Here is a 25138-nt window from a genome sequence, read left to right on the forward strand (position 1 = left end):
ATGTCCCCCCAGCAGTCGACAGGAGCGGACAGGGAGCAGCCGGTGACCGCGCCGGCACCGGTGCTGGTCAAGGTCGCCACCTCGGGGCCCGAGGCGCTGCGGGCCGCCGCCGGCCGGCTGGCCGACTTCGTGGCCGGCGATGGCGCCCCGAGCCCGGCGGCGGTCGCCTGGGCGGCCGGCGTCGGCCGCGCCGAACTGCCCGAGCGCGCCGCGGTCGTGGCCGGCACGTCCGAGGAACTGGCCGCCGGACTGCGCGCCGTCGCCCTCGGCGACCCCGCGCCCGGCGTGCTGCGCGGGCGCCGACCGGTCGGCGCCGCCCCCAAGGTGGGCTTCGTCGCCCCCGGGCACGGCACCCGGATAGCCGGCGCGCTGGACGGCCTGTACGGCCGGGTGCCGGCGATCACCGAGGCGGTGGACGCCCTCGCCCCGGTGCTCGGCCCGGTCACCGAGCTGCCGCTGAAGGCGCTGGTCAGCTCCGGGCGAGAGGCGGAGGAGGCGGCGGCCGACACCGCGGTGGCCCAGCCCGCCCTCTACGCCCTCGCCGTCGCCCTCGGCGCCTGGTGGCGGTCGGTCGGCGTCGAGCCCGAGGTGGTGCTCGGCCACAGCGTCGGCGCCTACGCGGCCGCCGCGCTCGCCGGGGTGTTCTCCGTCGAGGACGGCGCCCGGCTGATCGCCGCCCGCGGCCGGCTGATGGCCGAACTGCCCCCGGGCAGCACCATGGCCGCCGTGATGTGCCCCGCCGAGGACCTGGCCGGCATCGACCAACTGGCCTCCGGCGAGGTGGTCGTCGCCGTCCGCAACAGCCCGCGCGACACGGTCGTCGCCGGCCCCGCCGAGGCGGTCGACGCCGTCCTGGAGACGGTGGCCGAGCGCAGCGTGCGCGCCGTGCGGCTGCCCATCGCCTACGCCTTCCACAGCGCGCAGGTGGACCCGGTCCTCGAGCCGCTGGCCGAGGCCTTCCGGGCCGCCACCCTGCGCACGCCGCACACCCCCTTCGTCTCCGACTCCTCCGGCGCCCTCGCCGGCGACGAGGTGACCACCCCCGAGTACTGGACCGCCCACACCCGCCAGGCCGTCCGGTTCGACCAGGCGCTCGGCACCGCGCTGGGGCGCGGCACCCGCGTGCTGATCGAACTCGGCCGCGGCGGCCTGCTGACGTTCGCCGCCACCGTCGCCGAGGCGGCCGGCCGCCGCTCCCCGGTCGGTGTCGCCTCGCTCGGCGCCGCCGGCACCACCCGGGCGCACCACCAGCTGCTGCAGGCCCTCGGCCGGGTGTGGGCCGAGGGCGTCGACGTCGACTGGCGCGCCGTGCACCCGCGCCCGGCCCGCCGGATCAAGCTCCCCACCTACCCCTTCCAGCGGGAGACCTTCTGGCTGCCCGCCGAACAGCAGCCCTCGACCGGCACCGGCTCCGCCCCGGCGGCGGCCACCCCGACGGCCGCCCCGGCGCCCGCGCCGGTCCGGATCCCCGCCCCGGCCACCCCGGCCCCGGCCGGCGGATCCGGCACGGCCGCCCGGCGCAGCCGCGAGGAACTCGTCCGCTACCTGCGCGCCGACCTCGCCGCCATGATGGGCCTGGACGGCCCCGACGACCTCGACGTCGACACCGGCCTGTTCGAACTCGGCCTCACCTCCGCCATGGTCGTCGAGCTGCGCTCCCGGCTGGAGGCGGAGATCGGCCGGGAGATCCCCACCACGGCCGTCTTCGACAACCCGACCATCGGCAAGCTCGCCGGCTACCTCGCCGACGGACACGCCGACTCCCACGCGGCCACCGCCCGCCGCCTCGACGGAGCCGCCGCCGAGCCCATCGCCATCGTCGGCATGGGCTGCCGCTTCCCCGGCGGCGCCAACGACCTCGCCGGCTACTGGCACCTGCTGCGCGAGGGCCTGGACGGCACCAGCGAGGTGCCCGCCGACCGCTGGGACGGCGACCTGTTCTACGACGCCGACCCGGACGCCCCCCGCAAGGCATACACCAAGCGCGGCGGCTTCCTGGACGTCCCCGTCGACGGCTTCGACGCCGAGGCCTTCGGCATCTCCGCCCGCGAGGCCCGCTCCATGGACCCGCAGCAGCGCCTGCTGCTGGAGGTCGCCAAGGAGGCCCTGGACGACGCCGGCGTGACCAGCGAGCAGATCGACGGCTCCCGCACCGCCGTGTACGTCGGCATCAACACCACCGACTATATGCAGCTGGTCTCCGCCGAGGGCTCCGACATCGACGCCTACCTCGCCACCGGCAACACCTTCAGCGTCGCCGCGGGCCGGCTCTCCTACTACCTCGGCGCCCAGGGGCCGAGCCTGGCCGTCGACACCGCCTGCTCCTCCTCCCTGGTCGCCGCCCACCTCGCCGCCCGCAGCCTGCGCTCCGGCGAGTCCGACATGGCGATCGTCGGCGGCGTGAACCTCATGCTGTCGCCGGACACCACGGTCAGCCTCTCCAAGCTGCGCGCGCTCTCCCCCGACGGCCGCTGCAAGACCTTCGACGCCTCCGCCGACGGCTACGGACGCGGCGAGGGCGCCGGCGTCGTCGTGCTCAAGCGGCTCTCCGACGCCGTCGCCGCCGGCGACCGGATCTGGGCCGTGCTGCGCGGCACCGCCGTCAACCAGGACGGGCGCAGCGCCGGGCTGACCGTGCCCAACGGCCAGGCCCAGCAGGCCGTCATCCGCGACGCCCTGCTCGACGCCGGGGTGGAGGCGGCCGCCGTCAGCTACGTGGAGGCGCACGGCACCGGCACCCCGCTGGGCGACCCGATGGAGCTCGGCGCGCTCGCCGACGCGCTGCGCGCCGGCGCCGCGGCCTCCGCCGAACCGGTGCTGGTCGGCTCCGCGAAGACCAACATCGGCCACCTGGAGGCGGCCGCGGGCGTGGCCGGCATGATCAAGGTGGCGCTCGCGCTGCACCACGGCGAGATCCCCCCGCACCTGCACCTGGAGAACCCGAACCCGCACCTGAACTGGGACGAGATCCCGGTCTCGGTGCCGCGCGAGCTGACCAAGTGGACCTCCTCGGTCCCCGGCGCGCCCCGCGTCGCCGGCCTGAGCTCCTTCGGCTTCAGCGGCACCAACGCGCACGTCGTCCTGGAGGAGGCCCCCCGGGCCCTCACCCTCGCCGACGAGATCGCCCGCGCCGAGGGCCCCTCCACCGGCGAGGTCGGCGAGAACGCCGCGGCCCCCACCGAGCCGCGACCGCGCCTGCTGCTGCTGTCCTCGCGCACCCCCGAGGGACTGGCCGCCACCGCCGAGGTCTACCAGACCTTCCTGCGCCGGGCCGACCAGGGCGACGCCACCGCGGACTGGGCCGAGATCACCCGCACCGCCGCGCTCCGCCGCGACCACCACCCCTCCCGGATGGCCGTCGTCGCCACCTCCGCGACCGAGGCCGCCGACCGGCTGGCCGCCGCCGCGCGCGGGCAGGCCGACCAAGTCCGCACCGGCCGGGTCGCCCGCGGCGAGCGCCGCCGGCTGATCTTCGTCTACAGCGGACAGGGCGCCCAGTGGCCCGCGATGGGCCGCTCCCTGCTCGCCGACCCGACCACCGCCCGCGTCCTCGACCGCTGCGACGCGGTGGTGCGCGAACTGGCCGGCTGGTCACTGCGGGACGAGCTGCTGGCCGAGCGCGCCACCTCCCGGCTCGACGACACCGTCTACGCCCAGCCCGGCATCTTCGCCGCCGAGGCCGCGCTCACCGAGCTGTGGCGCTCCTGGGGCGTCACCCCCGACGCCATCGTCGGACACAGCGTCGGCGAGGTGTCCGCGGCCTACGCCGCCGGCGCCTACGACCTGGAACAGGCCACCGAGATCGTGGTGCGCCGCGCCCAGGTGATGGGCGCCACCAGGGGCGCCGGCGTGATGGCCGTGGTCGGCCTGCCGGAGGAGGAGGTCCGGGCGCTGCTCGACCGCTTCGACGGCCGGCTCACCGTCGCCGCCGTCAACAGCCCGGCCAGCACCGTGGTCGCCGGCGAGCGGGAGGCCGCCGCCGAACTGGAGGAGGAGATCCGGGCCCGCGAGGTGTTCTGGATGCCCCTCCAGGGCGAGTACGCCTTCCACAGCCCGCTGATGCTGCCGGTCCGCGACGAACTGGTCGCCGCCCTCGGCCACCTGACCCCGGGCGAGCAGCGGCACCCGGTGTACTCCACGGTCACCGCCGAACTCGCGCCGCCGCGGGCGTTCGACGCCGCCTACTGGGGCGAGAACATGGTCAGCCCGGTGCGGTTCCGCGACGCCCTGCGCGCCGCCGCCGGGGACGGCCACAACGTGGTCGTCGAGGTCGGCCCGCACACCGTGCTGTCCACCCCCGTGGCGCAGTCCCTGCAGGGCCACGGCACCGCGCTGACCTCGCTGTCCTCCATGCGGATGGGCCGCCCCGCGCGGCAGACCATGCTGGACGCCGCCGCCGGCCTGCACGTGGTCGGGCACGAGCTGGACCTGCGGCGCCTGCAGGGCGAGGGCCCGCAGGCCGCCGAACTGCCCGGCTACCAGTGGCAGCGCCAGCGGTACTGGCTGCCCGGCAAGCCCACCCTCACCCGTGGCACGCCGGCCGCCACCGCCCTCGACGAGGAGGTGCTGGCCAACTCCTACGACATCGAGTGGCAGGCCACCGAGAAGCCGCAGCCGCCGGCACCCGGCAAGCGGAAGACCAGCGGCACCTGGCTGCTGCTCGCCGACCGCGCCGGCCTCGCCGAGCAGGTGGCGACCCGGCTGGAAGCCGCCGGCGCCAAGACCCGCGTCGTCGCCCTGGACCCGGCCGAGGCCGAGGCCGCCGACCCCGACCGGCTCGGCGAACTGGTGGCCGGCGCCGTCGCCGAGGCCGGCACCCTGCGCGGCCTGATCCACTTCGGCACCCTGGACGCCGGCCCCGAACTGCGCGAGGTCGGCCCCGAACTGGACCGCGCGCTCGCCGTCTCCTGCGCCCCGCTGCTCGCCGTGCCGCGCGCCCTGGCGAACAAGGTCGGCCGGCGCGCCCCGCAGCTGTGGGTGATCACCCGGGGCGGCGCCGCCGCCGGTGACGACGCCCCGCTGGCGCCGGCGCACAGCCCCGCCTGGGGCCTAGCCCGCGCCGTCGGCCTGGAGCACCCGGAGATCTGGGGCGGCCTGATCGACCTCGACCCCCGCGGCGCGGACGCCGGCGAGGACGCCGACACCATCGTCGCCGAGGTGCTCGGCGCCGACGGCGAGGACCAGATCGCCTACCGCGCCGGCGAGCGGAAGGTCGCCCGCCTCAAGCGGGTCGAGCACCTGGCCCCGTCCGTCGCCGAGCAGACGATCCGCCCCGACGGCTCCTACCTGATCGCCGGCGGCCGCGGCATCCTCGGCCTGCGCCAGGCCCGCTGGCTCGCCGAGCGCGGCGCCCGGCACCTGGTGCTGCTCGGCCGGCGGCCCGTGCCGGACATCCCCGACGAGCCCGACCCGGTGGCCGACGCCGCGTTCGACGAGCGCGACCGGCCCCTGGTGGAGGCCGTCCGCGAGCTGCGCGCGGCCGGGGTGACCGTCTACACGCCGGCCGCCGACGTCGCCGACCCGGTGGAGATGGCCAAGGTGTTCCAGGCCGGCGACACGCCGTGGCCGGCGATCCGCGGCGTGGTCCACGCGGCCGGTCTGTTCGCGCCGCAGTCCATCGTCGACATGGGCTGGGACGAGTTCCGCGGCATCCTGCGCCCCAAGGTCGAGGGAACGCTGGTGCTCGACGCGCTGGCCTCCTCCGCCGACCTCGACTTCTTCGTCATGTACTCCTCGGCGGCCTCCATCTGGGGCTCCGCGCTGGCCAGCCACTACGTCGCGGCCAACTACTTCCAGGACCTCATGGCGCACGACCGGGCCAACCGCGGGCTGCCCGGCCTGGCGATGAACTGGGGCTGGTGGGCCGACAGCGAGATGGCCGGCCACCACGAGGAGTACTTCGAGCAGATGGGTCTGTTCGTCCTGGAGAACGACCTCGGGTTCGGCGCGCTGGAGCGGGTGCTCGGCTCGCCGGAGACGACGCAGCTGACCGTCGCCCCGGTGGACTGGGTGAAGTTCCGCCCCGTCATGGAGGCCAAGCGGCGCCGGCCCTTCCTGGAACTGCTCGGTGCCGCCCCCGGCGGCGGCACCGCGGTGCTGACCGGCGACGAGGTGCTGCTGGGCCGGCTGCGGAGCGCCTCCACGGTCTCCGCCCGCTCCCGGCTGATGGAGAACGCCCTGCAGACGCAGGTCGCCGCCGTGCTCGGCCGGGACGCCGGGTCGGAGCTGGACCGCGAGCTCGGGTTCTTCGAGGCCGGCATGGACTCGATCATGAGCGTGGAGTTGAAGAACCGGCTGGAGGGGGTCGTGGGGGCCAAGCTCCCCGGCACGGTGGCGTTCGAACACCCCACGATCGCCGCGCTCGCCGAGTACCTGCTGGACGAGGTGCTGCAGCTGGCGAACGACCCCCAGGAACCGACCGCCCAGCGCGCGACCGGCGACGGTGCCGGGACGGACGGAGCGGTGCGGGTCGAAGAGCTGTCGGCGGAACTGGAGCAGCTGTCCGAGGAGGAACTGCTGAAGCTCCTCGAATCAGAGCTGGAGCGGGAGGATCGCTATGACAACGAGTAACGAGCGGACCGGGGGGGCCGCGCAGGCGACCGCACCGGGCCGGCAGGATGTGTTGAGGCGCGCCCTCGCCGAACTGAAGGCCACCCGGGCCGAGCTGGCGCTGGCCAAGCAGGCCCGCCACGAGCCGCTGGCCGTGGTCGGGATCGGCTGCCGCCTCCCGGGCGGCGTCCGCGGCGTGGAGCAGTTCTGGGACCTGCTCACCGAGGGGCGCTCCGGGATCGTCGAGGTCCCCGCCGACCGGTGGGACGTCGACGAGTTCTACGACCCGGACCCGGAGGCGGCCGGCCGCACCTACACCCGGCACGGCGGCTTCGTCGACGGCATCCGGGAGTTCGACCCGGGCCTGTTCGGCATCCCGCCCCGCGAGGCGGTGAGCATCGACCCGCAGCACCGGATGGTGCTGGAGGTCGCCTGGGAGGCCCTGGAGCACGCCGGGGTGGCCCCCGACTCGCTCCGCGGCAGCGCCACCGGCGTCTTCATGGGCATGGGCGGCAGCGACTACGAGCGCCTCGGCCTGTCCGCGGGCGACCACACCATGATCGACGCCTACTCGGCCACCGGAAACGCCGCCAACTTCGGCGCCAACCGGCTGTCCTACGTGCTGGGCCTGGAGGGCCCCAGCATGGTCGTCGACACGGCCTGCTCCTCCTCCCTGGTGGCGCTGCACCTGGCCTGCCAGGCCCTGCGCGCCGGCGAGTGCGACCTCGCCCTGGCCGGCGGCGTGAGCCTGCTGCTCGCCCCGGACACCACCCTGGCGCTGGCCAGCGGGCGGATGCTCTCGCCCGAGGGCCAGTGCAAGACCTTCGACGCCTCCGCCGACGGCTACGTGCGCGGCGAGGGCTGCGGCGTGGTCGTGCTCAAGCGGCTGTCGACCGCCGTGGAGGCCGGCGACGAGATCCTCGCCGTCATCCGCGGCTCCGCCGTCAACCAGGACGGCAAGTCCTCCGGCCTCACCGTCCCGCGCTCCGCCGCCCAGCAGGCCGTCGTCCGGCGGGCGCTGTCCGTGGGCGGCGTGGCCCCCAGCGAGGTCGGCTACGTCGAGGCGCACGGCACCGGCACCTCCCTCGGCGACCCCATCGAGGTGCGGGCGCTCGGCCGGGTGCTCGGCGAGGGCCGCTCGGAGGACAACCCGGTGGCGCTGGGCTCGGTGAAGACCAACATCGGGCACCTGGAGGCCGCCGCCGGCGTCGCCGGCTTCATCAAGGCCGTGCTGGTCGTCCAGCGCGGCCAGATCCCGCCGCACCTGAACCTGGAGGAGCCCAACCCCCACGTGGCGTGGGACGAGCTCCCGGTGACGGTGCCCACCGAGCTCACCGAGTGGAACGACGCCCGCCGCGTCGCCGGCATCTCCGCCTTCGGCTTCGGCGGCACCAACGCCCACATGGTCATCGAGTCCCCGCCCGCCCCCGCCGAGCCGGCCGAGCGGCCCGAGCTCGCCGGGCCGGTGCTGGTGAAGGTGGCCGCCACCGGCGCGGAGGCCCTGCGGTCCTCCGCCGCCGCGCTGGCGACCTTCGTCGAAGAGGGCACCGACCTGGACCTGGCCGAGGTGGCCTGGGCCGCCGGCGTCGGCCGGGCCGAGCTGAACGACCGCGCCGCGGTCGTCGCCGGCTCCCTGAAGGAACTCGCCACCGGCCTGCGCGCGGTCGCCGCCGGCGAGGACACCGCCGGGGTGGCGCGCGGACGCCGGCCGGCCGGCTCCGCGCCGCGGCTCGGCTTCGTCGTGCCCGAGCCGAGCCCGGCCATCGCCGGGGCGCTGCACGGCCTGTACGGCCAGGTGCCGGCGATCACCGAGGCGGTGGACGCCCTCGCCCCGGTGCTCGGCCCGGTCACCGAACTGCCGCTGAAGGCCCTGGTGGAGCCCGGGGACGAGGCGGCGCGGGCGCTCGCCACCGAGGAGGTGGGCCGGCCCGCGCTGTACGCCCTCGCCGTCGCCCTGGGCTCCTGGTGGCGCTCCGTCGGCGTCGAACCCGACCTGACGACCGGCCACGGCGCCGGCGCCTACGCCGCCGCCGCCCTGGCCGGGGTGTTCCCCGTGGAGGACGGCGCCCGCCTGGTCACCGCCCTCGACCTCACCGAGGAGTCCTTCGAGGGCGTCACGCTCCGGGTGCCGGAGGTCGTCTTCGTCTCCGACACCACCGGCGCCCCGGTCGGCGACGAGATCGCCACCGCCGACTACTGGCTGCGGCACGCCCAGTACCCCGCCCGCCCGGCCGACGCCCTGCGCGCCCTGGTGGAGCGCGGCACCCGCACCCTGGTCGAGCTCGGCACCGGCGAACTCCTCGCCCTGGCCGGGCAGGCCGCCGCGGCCGCCGGCGCGGACACCCCGGTCACCCTGGCCTCGGCCACCTCCGACGGCCCCGAGCAGGCCCGGCAGCGGCTGCTGGAGTCCCTGGCCCGGGTCTGGGCCGAGGGCGCCGACGTGGACTGGACCCGGGTCAACCCCCGCCCGGCCCGCGCCGCCAAGCTCCCCAGCTACCCCTTCCAGCGGCGCACCTACTGGCTGCCGACCCCCGAGCGGCCCGCGGCCACCGCGGCCCGCCCCGGCGTCGGCGACGGCCAGGCGCTGCGGCCCCGGCTGCTGGAGACCGCCACCGGCGAGGTCATCGGCGAGACCGAGCTCTCCCTCCGCCTGCTGCCCTTCCTGGCCGAACACCGGGTGCACGGGCGCATCGTGGTCCCCGGCGTGGTGTACCTGGAACTGGTGCTGCGCTCCGCCGAGCAGGTCTTCGACGGCCCCGTGGGCATCGAGGACCTGACGCTCTCCCGGCCCCTGGTGCTCTCCGACGACGACACCCGCACCGTGCAGGTCGTCATCGAACCGGCCGTCTCCGGCAAGACCCGGGTCTCGGTGCACAGCAAGGACCCGCAGACCGGATGGCACCCGCACCTGAGCGCCGTCATCGTCGCCGGCGACGGCGCCGCCGAGCCCACCGAGGGCGCCGGCACGGCCTTCGCCGACGCCCGGGAGCGCTGCACGGACAGCGTCGACCACGAGGAGTTCTACCGCCGCGCCTGGCACCCCTCCTTCGCCCTCGGCCCGAGCTTCCAGCTCGTCGAGCGCGCGGAGCGCGGGCCCGGCGTGGCCGTCGGCCTGCTGGTGCCGCCGGACCCGGCCTGCGCCGGCATCCGCGCGGGCATCCGCCCCGACCTGCTGCTGCTGGACGCCTGCGTGCAGATGGTGGCCCTGGCCGGCTTCGCCCAGCCGGAGAGCTGGGACGAGCGGCCCGTGCACCTCGGCACCGGCTACGAGTCGATGGTGGTGCACGACTCCGTGGTCGCCGGCCCCGTCTGGTGCACCGCGGTCACCCGCGAGGCCACCGACGGCTCGCTCACCGGCGACCTGCTGCTCACCACCGAGGACGGCGCACTGGTCGCGCGGATGCGCGGCGTGTCCTTCCGCGCCGTCACCCCGGCGATGCTGGACCGGATGATCTCCGCCGGCACCTCCGGCGGCGCGGCCCAGCGCGCCACCGGCTCCGGGCCCGACGTCGCGCAGCTGCTCGCCGCCGACGAGACCGAGGCCACCCGGCGGATCCAGGACCACCTGGTGCGGCTGCTGGCCGCCGTCCTCGGCTCCGCGCCGGAGGACATCGACCTCGACGTGCCGGTCACCGTCGCCGCCGACTCGCTGATGCTCGCCGAGCTGAAGTCCGCCGTGGACAAGGACTTCGACATCGCCCTGCCGATGGAGGTCATCTTCGACGACGGGCGGCTGCCCGGCCTCGCCTCCTGGATCCTCGACGAGCTCCGCGAACTCGCCCCGCAGCCCGAGGAGCAGGAGGAGCCGGCCCCCGCCGCCCCGGCCGCGGACGCCCCGGCGACGCAGACGGAGACGGAGACGGCGCCCGCCCCGGCACCGACCCCGGCCGCCGAGCCCCAGCCCGGCACCCCCGCCACCGCCCCGGCCGCCACCGCCCCGGCCGCGCCCGCCGCCGCCCGGCCGGCCCGCGGCCGCCGCTCCCGGGTGATGACCGTGGAGCAGATGGCGGAACGGGCCGAACTGGACGCCTCCTTCACCGTCAAGGGAGAACCCGAACCCGAGGGCACCGCCCCCGAGTCGGTGCTGCTCACCGGATCGACCGGCTTCGTCGGCGCCTTCCTCCTCGCCGACCTGCTGGAGCGCACCGGCGGCGACGTCCACTGCCTGGTGCGCGCCGAGGACGAGGCGCACGCCCGCCGGCGGTTGCTCGGCAACCTGGAGAAGTACAACCTCGACGTCGGCGAGAACGCCTCCCGGATCGTGCCGGTCCTCGGCGACCTCGCCGAGCCCCGGATGGGCATCGGCGAGCAGGACTTCACCGACCTGCACGCCCGGATCGGCAGCATCTTCCACTGCGGCGCCATCGTGAAGTGGACCTACCCCTACCGGGCCCTGGAGGCGCCGAACGTCCAGGGCACCCGGGAGGCGCTGCGACTCGCCACCGTCGGGGCACCCCGCCCGGTGCACTTCATCTCCACGGTCGGCGTCTTCTCCTCCAAGGAGTTCACCGCGGAGACGGTCACCGAGACCGACGACATGATGACCAGCGGCCCGCTGGTCGTCGGCTACGCCCAGTCCAAGTGGGTCGCGGAGAAGATGGTCCGCAACGCCCACGCCCAGGGCCTGCCGGTCACCATCCACCGGGTCAACACGGCCGGCCACAGCGTCACCGGGGCCTTCAACCGGCTGGACCACCTCAGCCTGATCATCAAGGGCTGCGCGGAGGCCGGCATCGCCCCCACGGACGTCAACATGGCGCTGCAGCCCGCGCCGATCGACTACGTCTCCAAGGCCATCGTCACCCTGGCCGGCAAGCCCGAGGCCAATGGCGGAACGTTCCACCTGGTCAACGACAACCACCGGATGACCTGGGGCGACTTCTTCGGCCACATCGAGGACTACGGCTTCCCGATGGAGCGGCTGCCCTTCGCCGAGTGGAAGGACCGGGTCACCAGCCGGGACGTCGGCACCATGGCGCTGTTCGGCCTCGCCCCCTTCCTCAACGACGCCGTCGACGACGTGCGCCTGCCGAGGTCGGAGGACGCCGTCACCCGCGCCGCGCTGGAGGGAACGGGCGTCGAATGCCCGCCGCTGGACGCCCAACTGATCCGCACCTACCTCGACTACTTCATCGAGTGCGGCTTCATGGACGGCCCCGGCTCCCGCTCCGCCTGACCGACCGCCGCCGGGCCGCGCCCACCGCGCGGCCCGGCGGCGACCCCGGCCCGCGGCGTCCCACGCGAGACATCCGGCGACCGGCTGGAGGCGCCCCCACACGGCCCCCGCCGCCCGCCGACGCAACCCGCTTTTGCTGGAAAGGACCCCAATGACCTCCCCGACCATCGTCATCGACCTGGCGGACGTCGAGTACAAGACCAACCCGTGGCCCACCTACGTCCGGCTGCGCGAGGAGGCCCCGGTCTACTACGTGCCCGAGGGCACCTGGGACGGCCAGGACTTCTACGTGCTCAGCCGCTACGACGAGGTCGCCCTGGCGCTCAAGGACAAGAAGCGCTTCTCCTCGCAGATCCAGACCCAGGGCTACCTCAACCTGCCCATGCTGGTGAACCGGGACGCCCCCGAGCACACCCGGCTGCGGCACATGGCCAACAAGTCGTTCAACGCCCGCCTGGTGCGCACCCTCGGCGACTGGGTCCAGGGCATCATCGACGACCTCATCCAGGAGATCCTCGCCCAGGACAAGGTCGAGTTCGTCGAGGCGTTCACCACCGCGCTGCCGCTGCGCGTGGTCGGCGGCATGCTCGGCATCCCGCTCGACCGCAAGGCCGACCTGCGGCGCTGGTCCGCCGCCGTCATGGCCTCCTTCGCCGTGGCCGCCGGCATGGACCCGGACGAGGCGCCCGGCTTCTACGAGGACATCGTCGAGTTCGGCAACTACATGGGCGAACTCGCCCAGGCGCGCCGCGGCAAGCCCAACCAGGAGGACATCCTCGGCGAGCTCGTCGCCCAGAACGAGGCCGGCGACATGACCCGCGACGAGATGGTCACCATGGCCTGGTCCTTCGTCGCCGCCGGCCACGAGACCACCATGAACCTGCTCGGCGGCGGCATCCACATGCTGCTCACCGACGACGCCCTGGCCAAGCGGCTGACCGCCGAGCCCGAGCGCACCAAGGACTTCATCGAGGAGTACCTGCGGATCTACAGCCCCACCCAGTGGCTGCTGCGCCGCACCAACGAGGACATCGAACTGCACGGCGTGCAGATCCCCAAGGGCGCGCTGCTGCACGTCGTCCTCGGATCGGCCAACCGCGACCCGCGCAAGTTCGACAACCCCGACGTCTTCGACATCGACCGCAAGGGCCTGGGCGAGCACCTCGGGTTCGGCGCCGGCCCGCACTTCTGCCCGGGCGCCGCGCTCTCCCGGCTGCTGGCGGAGACCGCCTTCCGCTCCTTCTACCCGATCCTCGACAAGCTCTCCATCGACCCGAACGACCCGCCGCGCCTGCGCACCACGCAGGGCTCCTACGGAATCGCCCGCATGGGCATTATCGTGAACCGCTGACACGCAGTCAGCCAGGGGCCGGCCGGACAGCGCGACAACCGTCCGGCCGGCCCGCGTCCCGCACACCACACCCAACGACACCACCGCAGGAAATAGGGGAACGCGTGAACGGCAACGTCTACAGTCGACGGCAGCTCCTGCGCTACGGCACCGTGGCGGCGGGGGCCGCGGTCCTCTCCGGAGGCCTGCTCAGTCGCACCGCGGCGGCCTCCGAACCCGTGGACGTCGCCATCATCGGCAGCGGCTACGCCGGCTCCGTCGCCGCCCTCCGGCTCGCCGAGGCAGGCATCAACTCCGTCGTCCTGGAACGCGGCCGCCGCTGGCCGATCACCCCCGACGGGAACACCTTCGCCACGCCCACCAAGCCCGACGCCCGCACGACCTGGCTGTCGACCACCTCGCCGTTCACCGAGGAGACCTTCTACCCCTTCACCGGGGTCCTGGAGGCGTTCCCCGGCGACGGCGTGATCGGCCTGGCCGGCGCCGGCGTCGGCGGCGGCTCCCTGGTCAACTACGCCGCCATGATGGCCCCCTCCGAGGAACTGTTCCGGGCCAGCTTCGGGGACACCCTCGACTACGCCGAGATGGCCGAGACCTGGTACCCGCGGGCACGCCGGCTCATCGGCGTCTCCCCGATCCCCGACGACGTGCTGAACTCCGACTTCTACGGCAACGCGCGGCAGTTCGCCCGCCGCGCCGGTCGGGCGGACCTGCCCACCCAGCGCGCCGACATGGCCATCGACTGGGACGTCGTCCGCAACGAGATCGCCGGCCGCGCCGTGCGCTCCGCCGTCCACGGGCACGCCATGTGGGGCATCAACAGCGGCGCCAAGCGCAGCGTCGACCGCACCATCCTCGCCGCCGCCGAGGCCACCGGCCGCACCAGCGTGCGACCGCTGCACCAGGTCGTCGACATCCGCCCGTTCGAGGACCGCTACCTGGTCGAGTGCGAGGAGATCGACGAGCACGGCAAGGTGCTCTCCCGCCCGCAGTTCGTCGCCCGCCAGGTGTTCCTGGCCGCCGGCTCGCTCGGCACCACCCGCCTGCTGGTCCGGGCCAAGGCCCGCGGCAGCCTGCCCCTGCTCAACGACGAGGTGGGCCGCAACTGGGGCACCGGCGGCGACCACATCGTCGCCCGCGTCGGCCTGCTGTTCAACGACCCCGACCAGGGCGGCCCCTCCCACATGCTCGCCCGGCACTGGGACAACCCCGACGCCCCGGTGACGCTGCTCAGCTTCCCGCCGCTCGGCATCCCCACCCTCGGCGCCCTCTCCAGCACCATGCTGGCGATGTCGGTGGCACCCGCCCTCGGCCACTTCACCTACCGCGCCAGCACCGACAAGGTCGAGCTGTACTGGCCGAAGAACGACGCCCGGATCACCCGGGTCGGCTCCGCCGTCAAGCGCACCGCGCAGCGGCTGAACTGGGCCAACTTCGGCCTCGGCATCGACGTGATCACCCCCGCCCTCACCTCGCACTCCCTCGGCGGGGCGGTGCTCGGCAAGGCCACCGGTGCCGCCGGCGCGCTGCACGGCTACCGCAACCTGTTCGTCGTCGACAGCGCGCTGATCCCCGGCTCCACCGGCGCCATGCCGCCGGCCCTCACCGTCACCGCGCTCGCCGACCGCTGCGTCACCCAGGCCCTGGAGCAGATCGCCTGAGCCTGGAACGGGACCACCCGAACCTGGAGCGGATCGCCCGAACGACGCCCCGGCCCGCCCCCGTCACCGACCGGGGCGGGCCGGGGCGTTCCCCCACGCCGATCAGGAACGCTCCGCCACCAGCTCCTCCGAGGCCTCCCACAGCTCCCGCGCCCGGGCCTGGTCGTGCGACTCCGCCGAACTCGGCACCCGCCGCCGCCCCGAGTAGTAGGCGCCGCTCACCTCGGCCAGCTCCGGCGCCGTCACCATCCAGGCCAGGTCCGCCCCCGACTGCGCCACCGACCGGGCACCCGGCACCAACCGGGTGAGCAGCGGCGCCATCCCGTGGTACATGCGCTGCATCAGCGGCGGCCAGTCCCGGTCCAGACCCGTCTCCGGCATCAGGCCCGGGTCGAAGGCGTTCACCGTGATCCGGCGACCCTCCACCCGGCGCGCCAGCTCGTAGGTGGCGTAGAGGTTGGCCAGCTTCGAGGTCGCGTAGCGGATCCGCCCCGACTTCGGGGAGCCGTCCAGCCGGGACTTCGAGGGGTCGGCCAGCGCCCGCGGGTCCTCCCACACCGGCGCCGGGAAGCCCATGGACTTGCGCGGCCCCTGGTGGGTCTCGCTGGAGACCAGGATGATCCGCCCCGGCTCGGCGACGTGCTCCAGCAGCAGCTGGATCAGCAGGAAGTGGCCGAGATGGTTGGTGCCGAAGGTCATCTCGAAACCGTCCTGGGTGCGCTTCACCCCGCTCACCACCTGGATACCCGCGTTGCACACCAGGCCGTGCAGCGGCGGCCGGTCACCGTTCGCCAGGAACTCCTTGACGCCGGTGCGCACCGAGGCGAGCGAGGCCAGGTCCAGCCTGAGCACCTCCAGGCTCGCGCCCGGCGTCTTCGCCCGGATCCGCTCGGCGGCCGCCTCACCGCGCTCCACGCTGCGGACGGCGAGGACGACGTGGTGCCCCGCCGCGGCCAGTTCCTGGGAAGCACACAGCCCGAGGCCGGCGGATGCACCAGTGACGATGATCGAGCTCTTCATGGTCGACTCTTCTCTCACGATTGAGGGGCCGTCAGCCAACTGAATCCTCCCACGCCGAACCGGCGATCCCGCACGTCTCCACGGCGTGGCGGCCGGCCGCGGACCTCGACCGGGCCCACCCCCGCGCGGGGCGTGACCCGCGCCACATCCCCCGGTACGGTGGGCCCCGGGCGTCGGCGCCGGGGCGCCGCCCCCCCCCACGGGCGCCCGCGCCCGGTCCGGCCGCACGCACAGACGGGACGCGACCATGCGCATCGTTGTCGTTGGAGCCGGGGTCGCCGGCAGCAGCATCGCCTACCACCTCGCCCGCAAGGGCGCCGAGGTCGAGCTGGTGGACCGCGCCGACGCCGGCCAGGCCACCGCCGCCGGAGCCGGCATGCTCGCCCCCTGGCTCGCCCCCGACCCCGACCCCGACGAGTACCGGCTCGCCTCGGCCGGCGCCGTCTACCACCAGCGACTCGCCCAACTGCTCGCCGAGGACGGCGAGGGCGACGTCGGCTACGCCCGGGTCGGCGCGCTCGCCGTGCACCGCGACCCGGACGTGCTGCGCCGCACCCGCGACCTGGTCCGCGAACGCGCCGCCGAGGACCCCACGCTCGGCCGCGTCGGCCTGCTCGACCCACGGGAGACCAGCGCCTGCTTCCCGGCGCTCGACCCGCGGCTCGGCGCCGTCCACGTGGAGTCCGGCGCCCGGGTGGACGGCCGCAAGCTGCGCGACGCCATGCAGCGCGCCGCCGTCCGCCACGGCGCCCGGATGCGCACCGGATCCGCCGAACTGCGGATGAGCGGCAGCCGGGTACAGGGCGTGGACGTGCACTGCGAGGCGGTGAACGCGGACGCGGTGGTGGTCGCCGGCGGCGCCTGGTCGCAGACCCTGATCGAGCCCATCGCGCCCCGACTGCCGGTGCACCCGGAACGCGGACAGATCGTCGACCTGCACCTGATCGGGCACGACACCTCGACCTGGCCCGTCGTCCACGCCATCGGCTCCAGCCACTACCTGCTGGCCTTCCCCGGCGCCCGGGTGGTCGCCGGCGCCACCCGCGAGATGAGGGCCGGCTTCGACCACCGGCTCACCGCCGGCGGCGTCGCGGAGGTGCTGGGCCGCGCCCTGGAACTGGCACCCGGCCTCGCCGACGCCTCGCTGCTGGACACCCGGATCGGGTTCCGCCCGCACAGCCCCGACGGCAAGCCGATGCTCGGCGCGTTCTCCGCCGTGCCCGGCCTCTTCGCCGCCACCGGCTTCGGCGCCTCCGGCCTGACCGTGGCACCGCTGGCGGGGCGACTGGTCGCCGAGCTGGTGCTGGAGGGAAAGCCGGACACCGGTGAGACCGGAGTCGACCTGGCCGCCTTCGACCCGCTGCGCCCCAGCCTGCGCGGCTGAGGGGCCGGGGGGCCTCGCCTGCTCCGTGGGGCGGGGGCGCCCCGCTTCCTCCATGGGCGGGAGAGTGTGCTGCGCTCCCCCTCCCAGAAGCAGGCGGTTGCCGCGTGCCTCCGCCATGTACACACCCGGAGTTTTCCACAGGCTGTCCGACGGGGGCTGCGCTCCATCTCCGCCACCTGAGATCCTGAACCCGGGGGTCCATTCACCCCCATGGGGCAGGATCGTCCAGAGAGTGTCATGCGCAGGACAAATGAATCCGTATGCGGGGGTAAATGCGCGAGATTCTGCCTTCGTCGCACCTCGGGCACTTCGGCTTCTGTCATATGCGTGCGGGCTTCGGCGGCGGACGTGGCCCTTTCTGCCATGGGCATGCCTGAAGTTATCCACAGACCCTTCAATGGGGGGTGCGCCGCGTGCCCGCCACCTGGGATCCTGAACCCGGGGGCCCATTTTCCCCCAGGGGGTAGTGTGGGTGAGGAATAGTCATGTGCACATCATTTCGCCTGCGTTCGCCCCCGGTTACCCCGCCCCTGCCTCTCCCCGCGCCCCTCGGTCGCCGGGGCCGGGTGGCCCGGCGCTACCCTGCCGGGGTGACGCTGAAGAACATCCCGGACCCCGGGTTCGCCGGTGACTCCGGCTCCGCCGACCCACAGCTGGTAGCGGCCCTCGACCGCTACCGGGACGCCCCCGGCGAGCCCGCCCGTCGCGCCGAGGTGTTCTCCGCCCTCGCCGCCGCCCGGCTGCTCGTCCCGGTCGTGGCCCTCCTGGGGGAGGCCGAGACCGGCCCGGACGGGCTGCGCCGGGAGAAGACCAGCGACATGGCCGTGCCGACCATCCAGGCCCCGGACGGCCGCCGTGCCCTCCCCGCCTTCACCTCCACCGAGGCCCTCGCCCGCTGGCGGCCGGACGCCCGGCCGGTGCCGGTGCCCGCGGCCCGCGCCGCCCAGGCGGCCTACGGCGAGCAGGCCGACACCCTGCTGATCGACCTCGCCGGGCCGGTCCCCGTCCAGCTCACCGGCGCGGAGCTGCTGGCGCTCGCGGAGGGGCGCGGCAGCGCCGACCCCGCCGCCGATCCCGGGGTCACGGCCGCCCTGCGCACCCTGCTGGCGGGGGAACCAGCGGTGCGGCGCGCCGTCCTGGTGCCCGGCGAGCCCGGTTCGCCGACCGACGCCACGCTCGGTGTCGAGTTGGACCCCGCCCTCGCGGCGGAGGAGATGGTCGGCACGGTCCGACGACTGGCCGAGGCGCTGGCGCAGGCCCCCGCGCTCCGCGCCCGCCTGGTGCGCGGGCTGGACCTCGCGGTGCTGGAGCCCGGCTCGGCCGTCGAGGGGCAGTGGTTCCACCCCTGATGGGGCTGCCGCGACGCGACGCGTCCTGACGCCGCCCGAACGCCGGCCTGTGACGCCGCTCGGAAACCAGGCCCCGGACGCCATCCGGACGCCCCCGGATGCGGTGCGGCACGAAGCGTGCTTGTCTGCCCTGGGGGGCACGCCGATCCGAGAGCGAGATCCCCATGGACGCCCGTTCGCTCCTCGCCGAGTTCCTCGGCACCGCGCTGCTGGTCTTCTTCGCGGTGGGCACGGCCGTGCTCGCCGTGGACTTCGTGGGCGCGCTGGGCATCGCGCTGGCCTTCGGGCTGGTGCTGCTGGCGCTCGTCTACGCCTTCGGCCCGATCTCCGGCTGCCACGTCAACCCGGCCGTCACCCTGGGCTTCCTGGTGGCCCGCCGGATCGACGGCCGCACCGCGCTCGGCTACTGGGTCGCCCAGCTGCTGGGCGGGGTGCTGGGCGCCGCGGTGCTGTTCCTGGTCGCTCGGCAGGTGCCCGGTCTGGTCACCGAGGGGCGCTTCGGCAGCAACGGCTACGGCGACCGTTCGGATGTCGGCATCACCCTCGGCGGGGCGTTCCTCGCCGAGGTGGTGCTCACCTTCCTGCTGGTGCTGGTGGTGCTGTCGGTGACCCACCGGCTCGCCGCCCTGCACTTCGCCGGGCTGGCGATCGGGATGGCGCTCGCCGTGGTGCACCTGATCGGCATCCCGCTCACCGGCACCTCCGTGAACCCGGCGCGCTCGCTGGGGCCGGCGCTGTTCGCCGGGGCGGACGCGCTGTCGCAGTTGTGGCTGTTCTTCCTGGCGCCGCTGGTGGGCGGGGTGCTGGCGGCGCTGGTGCACCCGTTCATCCACGAGCAGGAGTTCAAGGGGCACGTGGACGACGTCGAGGCGGCCACCCCGGCGACCTGAACCGGCGACCCGAAACTGGCTACCTGAACCGGCGACCCGGAACCGGAGCCGGGCCCCGGCGGAGGCGGGCGCCGGCTCGGATCGCGGGCCCGCCGGCGCGGCGTCCTCCACCGTCCTTCGAGCCGCCCTCCAGCCCACGTGCGGACCGTCGTCCGTACCAACGAGCACGGACGACCGGGAGCCGCATGACCCCGACCCCCTACCTGGCCGCTCGGCCGCGCTCAGGCGCGGCCCTGCGCCTGTTCTGCTTCCACCACGCCGGAGGCGGGGCCTCCGTCTTCGCGCCCTGGCCGCGAGCCCTGCCGCCCGAGGTGGAGGTGCTGCCGGTGCGTCTGCCCGGACGGGAGGCCCGCTACCGGGAGCCGCGGATCACCACCCGGCGGGAACTGCTGGCGGAGCTGGACGCCCACCTCGGCCCGCTGCTCGACCAGCCCTATGCCCTCTACGGCCACAGTCTGGGCGCCCTGGTGGCGCACGCCTTCGCCCAGCACCGCGCGGGCGCCGGCGCGGGCGCGAACGCCGTCACGAACGCCAGCACGAGCAATGGCGCGAGCACGAGCACGAGCACGAGCCCGGGCGACGGCGCCCCGAACCCCCCGCTGGCCCTGCTGGTGGGGGCCTGCCGGGCGCCGAACCGTCCGATCCCGGTGGAGGTCGGTCCGGACCTCGACGACGAGGTGCTGGTGGGGACGCTGCGCGGCCTGGGCGGCATTCCGGACGAGATGCTGGCCCGCCCCGGCTGGCTGGGGCGGGTGGTGGCCGTCTTCCGCGACGACCTCCTGCTCAACCAGGACCTCCGGGCGGCGCGGCCCCGGCCGGTGCCGGTGCCGGTGCACGCCTTCGCGGGCGCCGCCGACCTGCTGGCCTCCCCGGGGGAGATGGCCGCCTGGTCGGCCTACACCACCGCGGGCTTCCACCCGCACCTGGTGGCCGGCGGCCACTTCTTCCAGCGCGACCCGGACTTCCTCGCGGCGCTGCGCGGGGTCGTCGAACGGTTGACGCCGGCCGGGGCGCGAGGCGCCCTGGCCGGCGTCACCGTGGTGGAGTAGGGCGGCGCTCAGCGCGTCGCCGGCTCCGCGGCCAGGCGCACCGTGACGCCCTCGCGGCGCGAGCGGTCCGCGGCCTGGAGGATCCGCACCACCTCGCGGCCGAAGTGGACGTCGCACGGGTGCCCCGGCGCGCCGTCCCGGACGGTGGCCAGCAGCGTCCCGATGGCGGTGGTCATGGCCTCGACCGCGGTTCCGCCCCCGCCGGGCACGGTGACGGCGCCCTGGGCGCCGTGCAGCGTGAACTCGTGGGCCATGCCGCCCTCGGGGGCGTCCAGGGTGAGCGCCAGCGAGCTGACCGCGCCGTCGCGGTGCCCCACCAGCAGTTGCACGCTGCCGTGCGCCCCGTCCAGCGCGGTGACCCGCTCCGCCGGGCCGAGGACGGGCAGCAGCAGGGAGAGCGCGTGCGGGCCGACGTCCCACAGGCCGCCGGCCTCGCGGCGCCACGGCGAGGCGCCGTAGGGGTTCCCGGGGCGGAAGATCGACGCGAACATGGTGGCGCGGGCGGCGAACCAGCCGCCCTGTTCGGCGGCGTCGCGCAGGAACGCGTCCACCGGGGCGTGGAAGCGGTTGGTGAAGAACACGACGGAGGCGGTGCCCCGCCGGTCCACGGCCTCCACCAGCCGGTCGGCGGCCTCCGTGGTCAGCGCCAGCGGCTTGTCCAGCAGCAGGTGCCGGCCGGCGTCGGCGGCGCGGGTGGCCAGCTCCGCCTGGACGTCCGGGGGCAGGGCGACGGCGACCGCGTCGACGTCGGCGATCAGCTCGTCGGCGTCGGTGTACGCGCGTGCGCCGTAGCGCGTGGCGAGCGCCTCGGCCTTGGCGGCGTCGCGGCCCCACACGCCGACGAGTTCCGCCTCCGGGTGGGCGGCGAGCGCCGCCCCGTGCGTCTCGGCGGCCCAGTAGCCCGTCCCCAGCAGTCCGAACCTCATGATGAGGCGGTCCCCTCTCTCACGGTTGCACGCTTCACGGCTGTGCCGGCGCACCGCCCGCGCGGTGGGGCCGGCCGCACGGCGCCGCCCGGGCCGGTGCTGCGGGGCCGGGCGCGGCCGTGCGGCCCCAGGCTAGGGGCCGTGGGTGGCGGGGGAGCGGCGGGGGCGTGGTGGACGGCGGTGGAGGGCAGCCGGTGGTGTCGGGTGGTGCCGGCCGGGTGGGGGGCCGCTACCGCTGGTGGTGTCGGCCGGGTGGGTGGAGGGGGTGCGGGTCGGCTACCGCTGGTGGCGGGAGGGGAAGACCGGGCCGGTGAACTTCTCGCCCGGTCCGGCGCCCGGCTCGTCCTGCACCAGCGACTCCTCGCGGAAGGCGAGCTGCAGGGACTTCAGGCCGTCCCGCAGCGGGCGGGCGTGGTAGTTGCCGATCTCCGGCGCGGCGGCGGTGATCAGGCCGGCCAGCGCGGTGATCAGCTTGCGCGCCTCGTCCAGGTCCTTGTACTTCTCGCCCTCCTCGGCCAGGCCGAGGGTGACGGCGGAGGCGCTCATCAGGTGCACCGCGACCGTGGTGATGACCTCCACCGCGGGGACGTCGGCGATGTCCCGGGCCATCTCCGCGGCGAGCCGCTCGGTGGCGGGGTCGTCGTCGACGGGGGTGCCGTCCGTGGCGGGGGTGTCGGGGGTGCTGTCGTTCATGTGACGAAGTCTGCCGCACCGCGCGGCGGATGTCCGGCCCGGGGGCGGCCGGCTGCCGGCCGGGCTCCCGCGCGCCGCGGTCTCCGGGACACCGGTGGGTTTCCGTCCCAGGCCCGGGGGGGTGTAGATTAATGGAAAGACCGGCTGGACACGTTCGTGTGCAGCCCGCAAGTGGAGGCTCCCTCCCACCCTACCGACCCCCGGGTCGGCGGGTCCGGTCAGTGAACGGCCCTCGGAGGCCCGTCGCCGCGTTCGGCGGCGTGCGCCTCGTTCCGGGCCTGTTCCTGTGTGTGCGCCCCGTAGCGGTTCCGACCGCGGCGGCGCTCCCGGTTGGGAGTCCCGCTGCGTCCCGTACGGGGCGTAGTCGTGTTGCGAGTGCCGCGGCCTCGTGCCCCCAGCTGGTCGACCGCCCACGTTGCGTGGTCGTCGAGGAGGCGACCGCGCGGTGCTACCTAGGAGGCCCCATCAGCGCCGAGCCCCGCATCAACGACCGGATTCGCGTCCCCGAGGTGCGACTCGTCGGTCCCAGTGGTGAGCAGGTCGGCATCGTCCCGCTTGCCAAGGCACTGGAGCTTGCCCAGGAGTATGACCTGGACCTGGTCGAGGTCGCCGCGGCCGCCCGGCCGCCGGTCTGCAAGCTCATGGACTACGGCAAGTTCAAGTACGAGTCGGCCATGAAGGCCCGTGAATCGCGCAAGAACCAGGCGCACACGGTCATCAAGGAGATGAAGCTCCGGCCGAAGATCGATGCCCACGACTACGACACCAAGAAGGGTCATGTCGTGCGGTTCCTGAAGCAGGGCGACAAGGTCAAGATCACGATCATGTTCCGCGGGCGCGAGCAGTCCCGCCCCGAGCTGGGGCACCGGCTGCTCCAGCGGCTCGCTGAGGACGTGCAGGATCTCGGCTTCGTCGAGTCCGCCCCGAAGCAGGACGGCCGCAACATGATCATGGTCCTCGGTCCGCACAAGAAGAAGACCGAGGCGATGGCGGAGGCCCGCGAGGCCGCCGACGCTCGCCGGACCGCTCGGCGGCAGGAGCGGGTGCAGGACCAGGGCCAGCAGCCCCAGGAGCCCGAGACCGGTGGGGCCGCCTGACCCGCCGGCAGGCCCACAGGCCGCGGTGGGGCGAATCCGGGGCGGGCTGACGCCTGCCCCGGCCCACGAGTAGGAAGCAGACACGTACCCGTCCGGTTCGCCGGAGGGGCACGCGGAGACGAGGAGAGACGGCGAAATGCCGAAGAACAAGACGCACAGTGGCGCGAGCAAGCGCTTCCGCCTGACCGGCTCCGGCAAGGTCATGCGCGCCCGCGCCAACCGGCGCCACCTTCTGGAGCACAAGCCGTCCACCCGGACGCGCCGCCTGGACGGCCACGCCGAGATGGCCCCGGCCGACGCCAAGAAGGTCAAGAAGCTCCTCGGCAAGTGACGCGGCGCCCCTCCGGGCCGGCCCGCCACCGCCCACGCGGTGACGCGGGGGCCCGGGCGGGGGAGCGCACCGCCGAACAGGACCGAGTCGACCAACCGGACCGCGTCGTCGCCGCGCGCGGTTCTCACCAAGGAGTACATCAGTGGCACGCGTCAAGCGGGCTGTCAACGCCCAGAAGAAGCGCCGGGCAATCCTCGAGCAGGCCAGCGGTTACCGCGGCCAGCGGTCGCGCCTGTACCGCAAGGCGAAGGAGCAGGTCACCCACTCCCTCGTCTACAACTACCGGGACCGCAAGAAGCGCAAGGGCGACTTCCGGCAGCTGTGGATCCAGCGCATCAACGCCGCCGCTCGTTCCAACGGCCTGACCTACAACCGCCTCATCCAGGGGCTGAAGGCCGCGAACATCGAGATCGACCGCAAGATCCTCGCGGAGCTCGCGGTCAACGACCCGACGGCGTTCACCGCGCTGGTCGAGGTGGCCCGCAAGGCCCTGCCGAGCGACGTCAACGCGCCGAAGGCCGCTCCCGCCGCCGCCTGACCCGGCACCGAAGCGACCGTGCCACGCCGGCCGTGAGGCCGGGCGCCCCCGCCCGGCCGCTCCGGCCGGCATGGTCGTCACGGTTCGCCGCGCGTACCCCGACGGACCCGCAGGCCCCGCCTGCGGGTCCGTCGCTTTCCCGCCCCCACCCGCCCCCCACGCGCCGAAGGCCGCGCCCCGCCCGCCGGCTGCTCCAGGAGAGTGAACCGCCGCCCATGGCCAGTCCCGAGCTGACCTCCCCGCGCTCCGCGCGCGTCGTCGCCGCCCGCAAGCTGGCGCGGCGCAGCCACCGGACCGCCGAGCGCCGGTTCATCGCCGAGGGGCCGCAGGCCGTCCGGGAGGCGCTCGCCCACCACGCCGAGGCCGCCGCCGGCCGGCTGCCCGAGCCCGCCGTGGCCCCGCCGGGCGGCACCGTGGTGGAAGTCTTCACCACCCTGGAGTCGCGCGAGCGCCACGCCGACCTGCTCGCCGCCGCCCGGCGGCACGGCGTGCCGGTGCACACGGCGGCCGACGAGGTCATCGACGCGGTCAGCCAGACGGTCACCCCGCAGGGCATCGTCGCGGTCTGCCGGTTCCTGGACGTCTCCTTCGAGCGGGTCCTCGCGGCCCGCCCCCGGCTGGTCGCGGTGCTGGCGCACGTCCGCGACCCGGGCAACGCCGGGACCGTGCTGCGCTGCGCCGACGCCGCCGGGGCGGACGCCGTGGTGCTCACCGACGCCTCGGTGGACCTGTACAACCCCAAGGCGGTGCGGGCCTCGGTCGGCAGCCTGTTCCACCTGCCGGTGGTGGTCGGCGTCCCGGTGGAGCGGGCCGTGGACGGGCTGCGCGAGGCCGGGCTGCGGGTGCTCGCCGCGGACGGCGCCGGCCTCGCCGACCTGGACAGCGAGCAGGACGAGGGCACCCTGGCCGCCCCGACCGCCTGGATCTTCGGCAACGAGGCCTGGGGCCTGCCGGAGGAGACCCGGGCGCTGGCGGACGAGGTGGTGCGGGTCCCGATCCACGGCCGCGCCGAGAGCCTCAACCTGGCCACCGCGGCCGCCGTGTGCCTCTACGCCTCCGCGCGCGGGCAGCGCACCGGGCGCACCGGTTCGAGCGCGCGCCGCGACGTGCGCTGACGCGCGCCG

Annotated in this window: 15 protein-coding genes; 12 read left to right on the forward strand and 3 right to left on the reverse strand. The window is 74.9% G+C overall.

Annotation, left to right across the window (positions count from 1 at the left end; all coding sequences use genetic code 11):
• The 4 genes from FHU37_RS04805 to FHU37_RS04820 all read left to right on the forward strand — a co-directional run bounded on the left by FHU37_RS04805 (nt 1) and on the right by FHU37_RS04820 (nt 14737).
• Nucleotides 1–6570 carry a type I polyketide synthase gene (locus FHU37_RS04805; RefSeq protein ID WP_246450250.1) on the forward strand — a complete coding sequence of 2190 codons (6570 nt, stop codon included), beginning with the start codon at nt 1–3 and terminating at the stop codon, nt 6568–6570.
• Nucleotides 6557–11725, forward strand: a complete 5169-nt coding sequence (locus FHU37_RS04810; RefSeq protein WP_179812982.1) for a type I polyketide synthase — start codon at nt 6557–6559, stop codon at nt 11723–11725. Before FHU37_RS04805 ends, FHU37_RS04810 begins: the two co-directional genes overlap by 14 nt.
• Before the next feature lie 151 nt (nt 11726–11876).
• On the forward strand, nt 11877–13076 hold the full coding sequence (locus tag FHU37_RS04815; RefSeq protein ID WP_179812983.1) for a cytochrome P450: 1200 nt from the start codon (nt 11877–11879) through the stop codon (nt 13074–13076).
• A 104-nt stretch (nt 13077–13180) separates the two neighbouring features.
• Nucleotides 13181–14737: an FAD-dependent monooxygenase gene (locus FHU37_RS04820; RefSeq protein ID WP_179812984.1), complete on the forward strand. Its 1557-nt coding sequence runs from the start codon at nt 13181–13183 to the stop codon at nt 14735–14737.
• A 102-nt stretch (nt 14738–14839) separates the two neighbouring features.
• Here FHU37_RS04820 and FHU37_RS04825 read toward each other — a convergent pair whose 3' ends face one another.
• Nucleotides 14840–15757, reverse strand: coding sequence for an SDR family NAD(P)-dependent oxidoreductase (locus tag FHU37_RS04825; RefSeq protein ID WP_179812985.1), 918 nt, complete (start codon nt 15755–15757; stop codon nt 14840–14842).
• 247 nt (nt 15758–16004) lie between these two features.
• On the opposite strand from FHU37_RS04825, the gene FHU37_RS04830 reads away from it, so the two are divergent.
• The 4 genes from FHU37_RS04830 (at nt 16005) to FHU37_RS04845 (ending at nt 20429) form a co-directional block, all read left to right on the forward strand.
• Nucleotides 16005–17141: an NAD(P)/FAD-dependent oxidoreductase gene (locus FHU37_RS04830; RefSeq protein WP_179812986.1), complete on the forward strand. Its 1137-nt coding sequence runs from the start codon at nt 16005–16007 to the stop codon at nt 17139–17141.
• 590 nt (nt 17142–17731) lie between these two features.
• Entirely contained in the window at nt 17732–18490 is a 759-nt protein-coding gene (locus FHU37_RS04835; RefSeq protein WP_179812987.1) for an SseB family protein, read from the forward strand.
• A gap of 164 nt (nt 18491–18654) precedes the next feature.
• The gene (locus tag FHU37_RS04840) at nt 18655–19380 is read left to right on the forward strand and encodes an MIP family channel protein (protein WP_179812988.1); all 726 of its coding nucleotides are present in this window, start codon (nt 18655–18657) and stop codon (nt 19378–19380) included.
• A gap of 185 nt (nt 19381–19565) precedes the next feature.
• A complete protein-coding gene (locus tag FHU37_RS04845; RefSeq protein ID WP_179812989.1) occupies nt 19566–20429 on the forward strand; it encodes a thioesterase II family protein in 864 nt (287 codons plus the stop codon).
• A gap of 8 nt (nt 20430–20437) precedes the next feature.
• Here FHU37_RS04845 and FHU37_RS04850 read toward each other — a convergent pair whose 3' ends face one another.
• Together FHU37_RS04850 and FHU37_RS04855 are read right to left on the reverse strand one after the other, a co-directional pair.
• Nucleotides 20438–21355 carry a Gfo/Idh/MocA family protein gene (locus FHU37_RS04850; protein WP_179812990.1) on the reverse strand — a complete coding sequence of 306 codons (918 nt, stop codon included), beginning with the start codon at nt 21353–21355 and terminating at the stop codon, nt 20438–20440.
• A 276-nt stretch (nt 21356–21631) separates the two neighbouring features.
• On the reverse strand, nt 21632–22048 hold the full coding sequence (locus FHU37_RS04855) for a DUF1844 domain-containing protein (RefSeq protein WP_179812991.1): 417 nt from the start codon (nt 22046–22048) through the stop codon (nt 21632–21634).
• 419 nt (nt 22049–22467) lie between these two features.
• Between FHU37_RS04855 and infC the strand changes: the two genes are divergently transcribed.
• From infC to FHU37_RS04875, 4 genes are all read left to right on the forward strand, one after another.
• Nucleotides 22468–23145, forward strand: coding sequence for a translation initiation factor IF-3 (infC, locus tag FHU37_RS04860; RefSeq protein ID WP_179812992.1), 678 nt, complete (start codon nt 22468–22470; stop codon nt 23143–23145).
• Between the two features lie 136 nt (nt 23146–23281).
• Complete coding sequence (gene rpmI / locus FHU37_RS04865; protein WP_179812993.1) at nt 23282–23476, forward strand: 50S ribosomal protein L35; 195 nt, start codon at nt 23282–23284, stop codon at nt 23474–23476.
• Nucleotides 23477–23618: 142 nt separating this feature from the next.
• Nucleotides 23619–24014, forward strand: a complete 396-nt coding sequence (gene rplT, locus FHU37_RS04870) for a 50S ribosomal protein L20 (RefSeq protein ID WP_179812994.1) — start codon at nt 23619–23621, stop codon at nt 24012–24014.
• A 215-nt stretch (nt 24015–24229) separates the two neighbouring features.
• Nucleotides 24230–25129: a TrmH family RNA methyltransferase gene (locus FHU37_RS04875; protein WP_179812995.1), complete on the forward strand. Its 900-nt coding sequence runs from the start codon at nt 24230–24232 to the stop codon at nt 25127–25129.
• Nucleotides 25130–25138 lie beyond the last annotated feature (9 nt).

The organism is Allostreptomyces psammosilenae, assembly GCF_013407765.1.
GTDB classification, from domain to species: domain Bacteria; phylum Actinomycetota; class Actinomycetes; order Streptomycetales; family Streptomycetaceae; genus Allostreptomyces; species Allostreptomyces psammosilenae.

Bases quoted from the DNA above. Each gene is read 5' to 3' on its own strand.
- FHU37_RS04850 (WP_179812990.1), bottom strand. From the start codon at position 21,355: ATGAGGTTCGGACTGCTGGGGACGGGCTACTGGGCCGCCGAGACGCAC.
- FHU37_RS04805 (WP_246450250.1), top strand. From the start codon at position 1: ATGTCCCCCCAGCAGTCGACAGGAGCGGACAGGGAGCAGCCGGTGACC.
- FHU37_RS04810 (WP_179812982.1), top strand. From the start codon at position 6,557: ATGACAACGAGTAACGAGCGGACCGGGGGGGCCGCGCAGGCGACCGCA.
- FHU37_RS04845 (WP_179812989.1), top strand. From the start codon at position 19,566: ATGACCCCGACCCCCTACCTGGCCGCTCGGCCGCGCTCAGGCGCGGCC.
- rpmI (WP_179812993.1), top strand. From the start codon at position 23,282: ATGCCGAAGAACAAGACGCACAGTGGCGCGAGCAAGCGCTTCCGCCTG.
- FHU37_RS04855 (WP_179812991.1), bottom strand. From the start codon at position 22,048: ATGAACGACAGCACCCCCGACACCCCCGCCACGGACGGCACCCCCGTC.
- FHU37_RS04875 (WP_179812995.1), top strand. From the start codon at position 24,230: ATGGCCAGTCCCGAGCTGACCTCCCCGCGCTCCGCGCGCGTCGTCGCC.
- FHU37_RS04815 (WP_179812983.1), top strand. From the start codon at position 11,877: ATGACCTCCCCGACCATCGTCATCGACCTGGCGGACGTCGAGTACAAG.
- FHU37_RS04830 (WP_179812986.1), top strand. From the start codon at position 16,005: ATGCGCATCGTTGTCGTTGGAGCCGGGGTCGCCGGCAGCAGCATCGCC.
- FHU37_RS04825 (WP_179812985.1), bottom strand. From the start codon at position 15,757: ATGAAGAGCTCGATCATCGTCACTGGTGCATCCGCCGGCCTCGGGCTG.
- FHU37_RS04840 (WP_179812988.1), top strand. From the start codon at position 18,655: ATGGACGCCCGTTCGCTCCTCGCCGAGTTCCTCGGCACCGCGCTGCTG.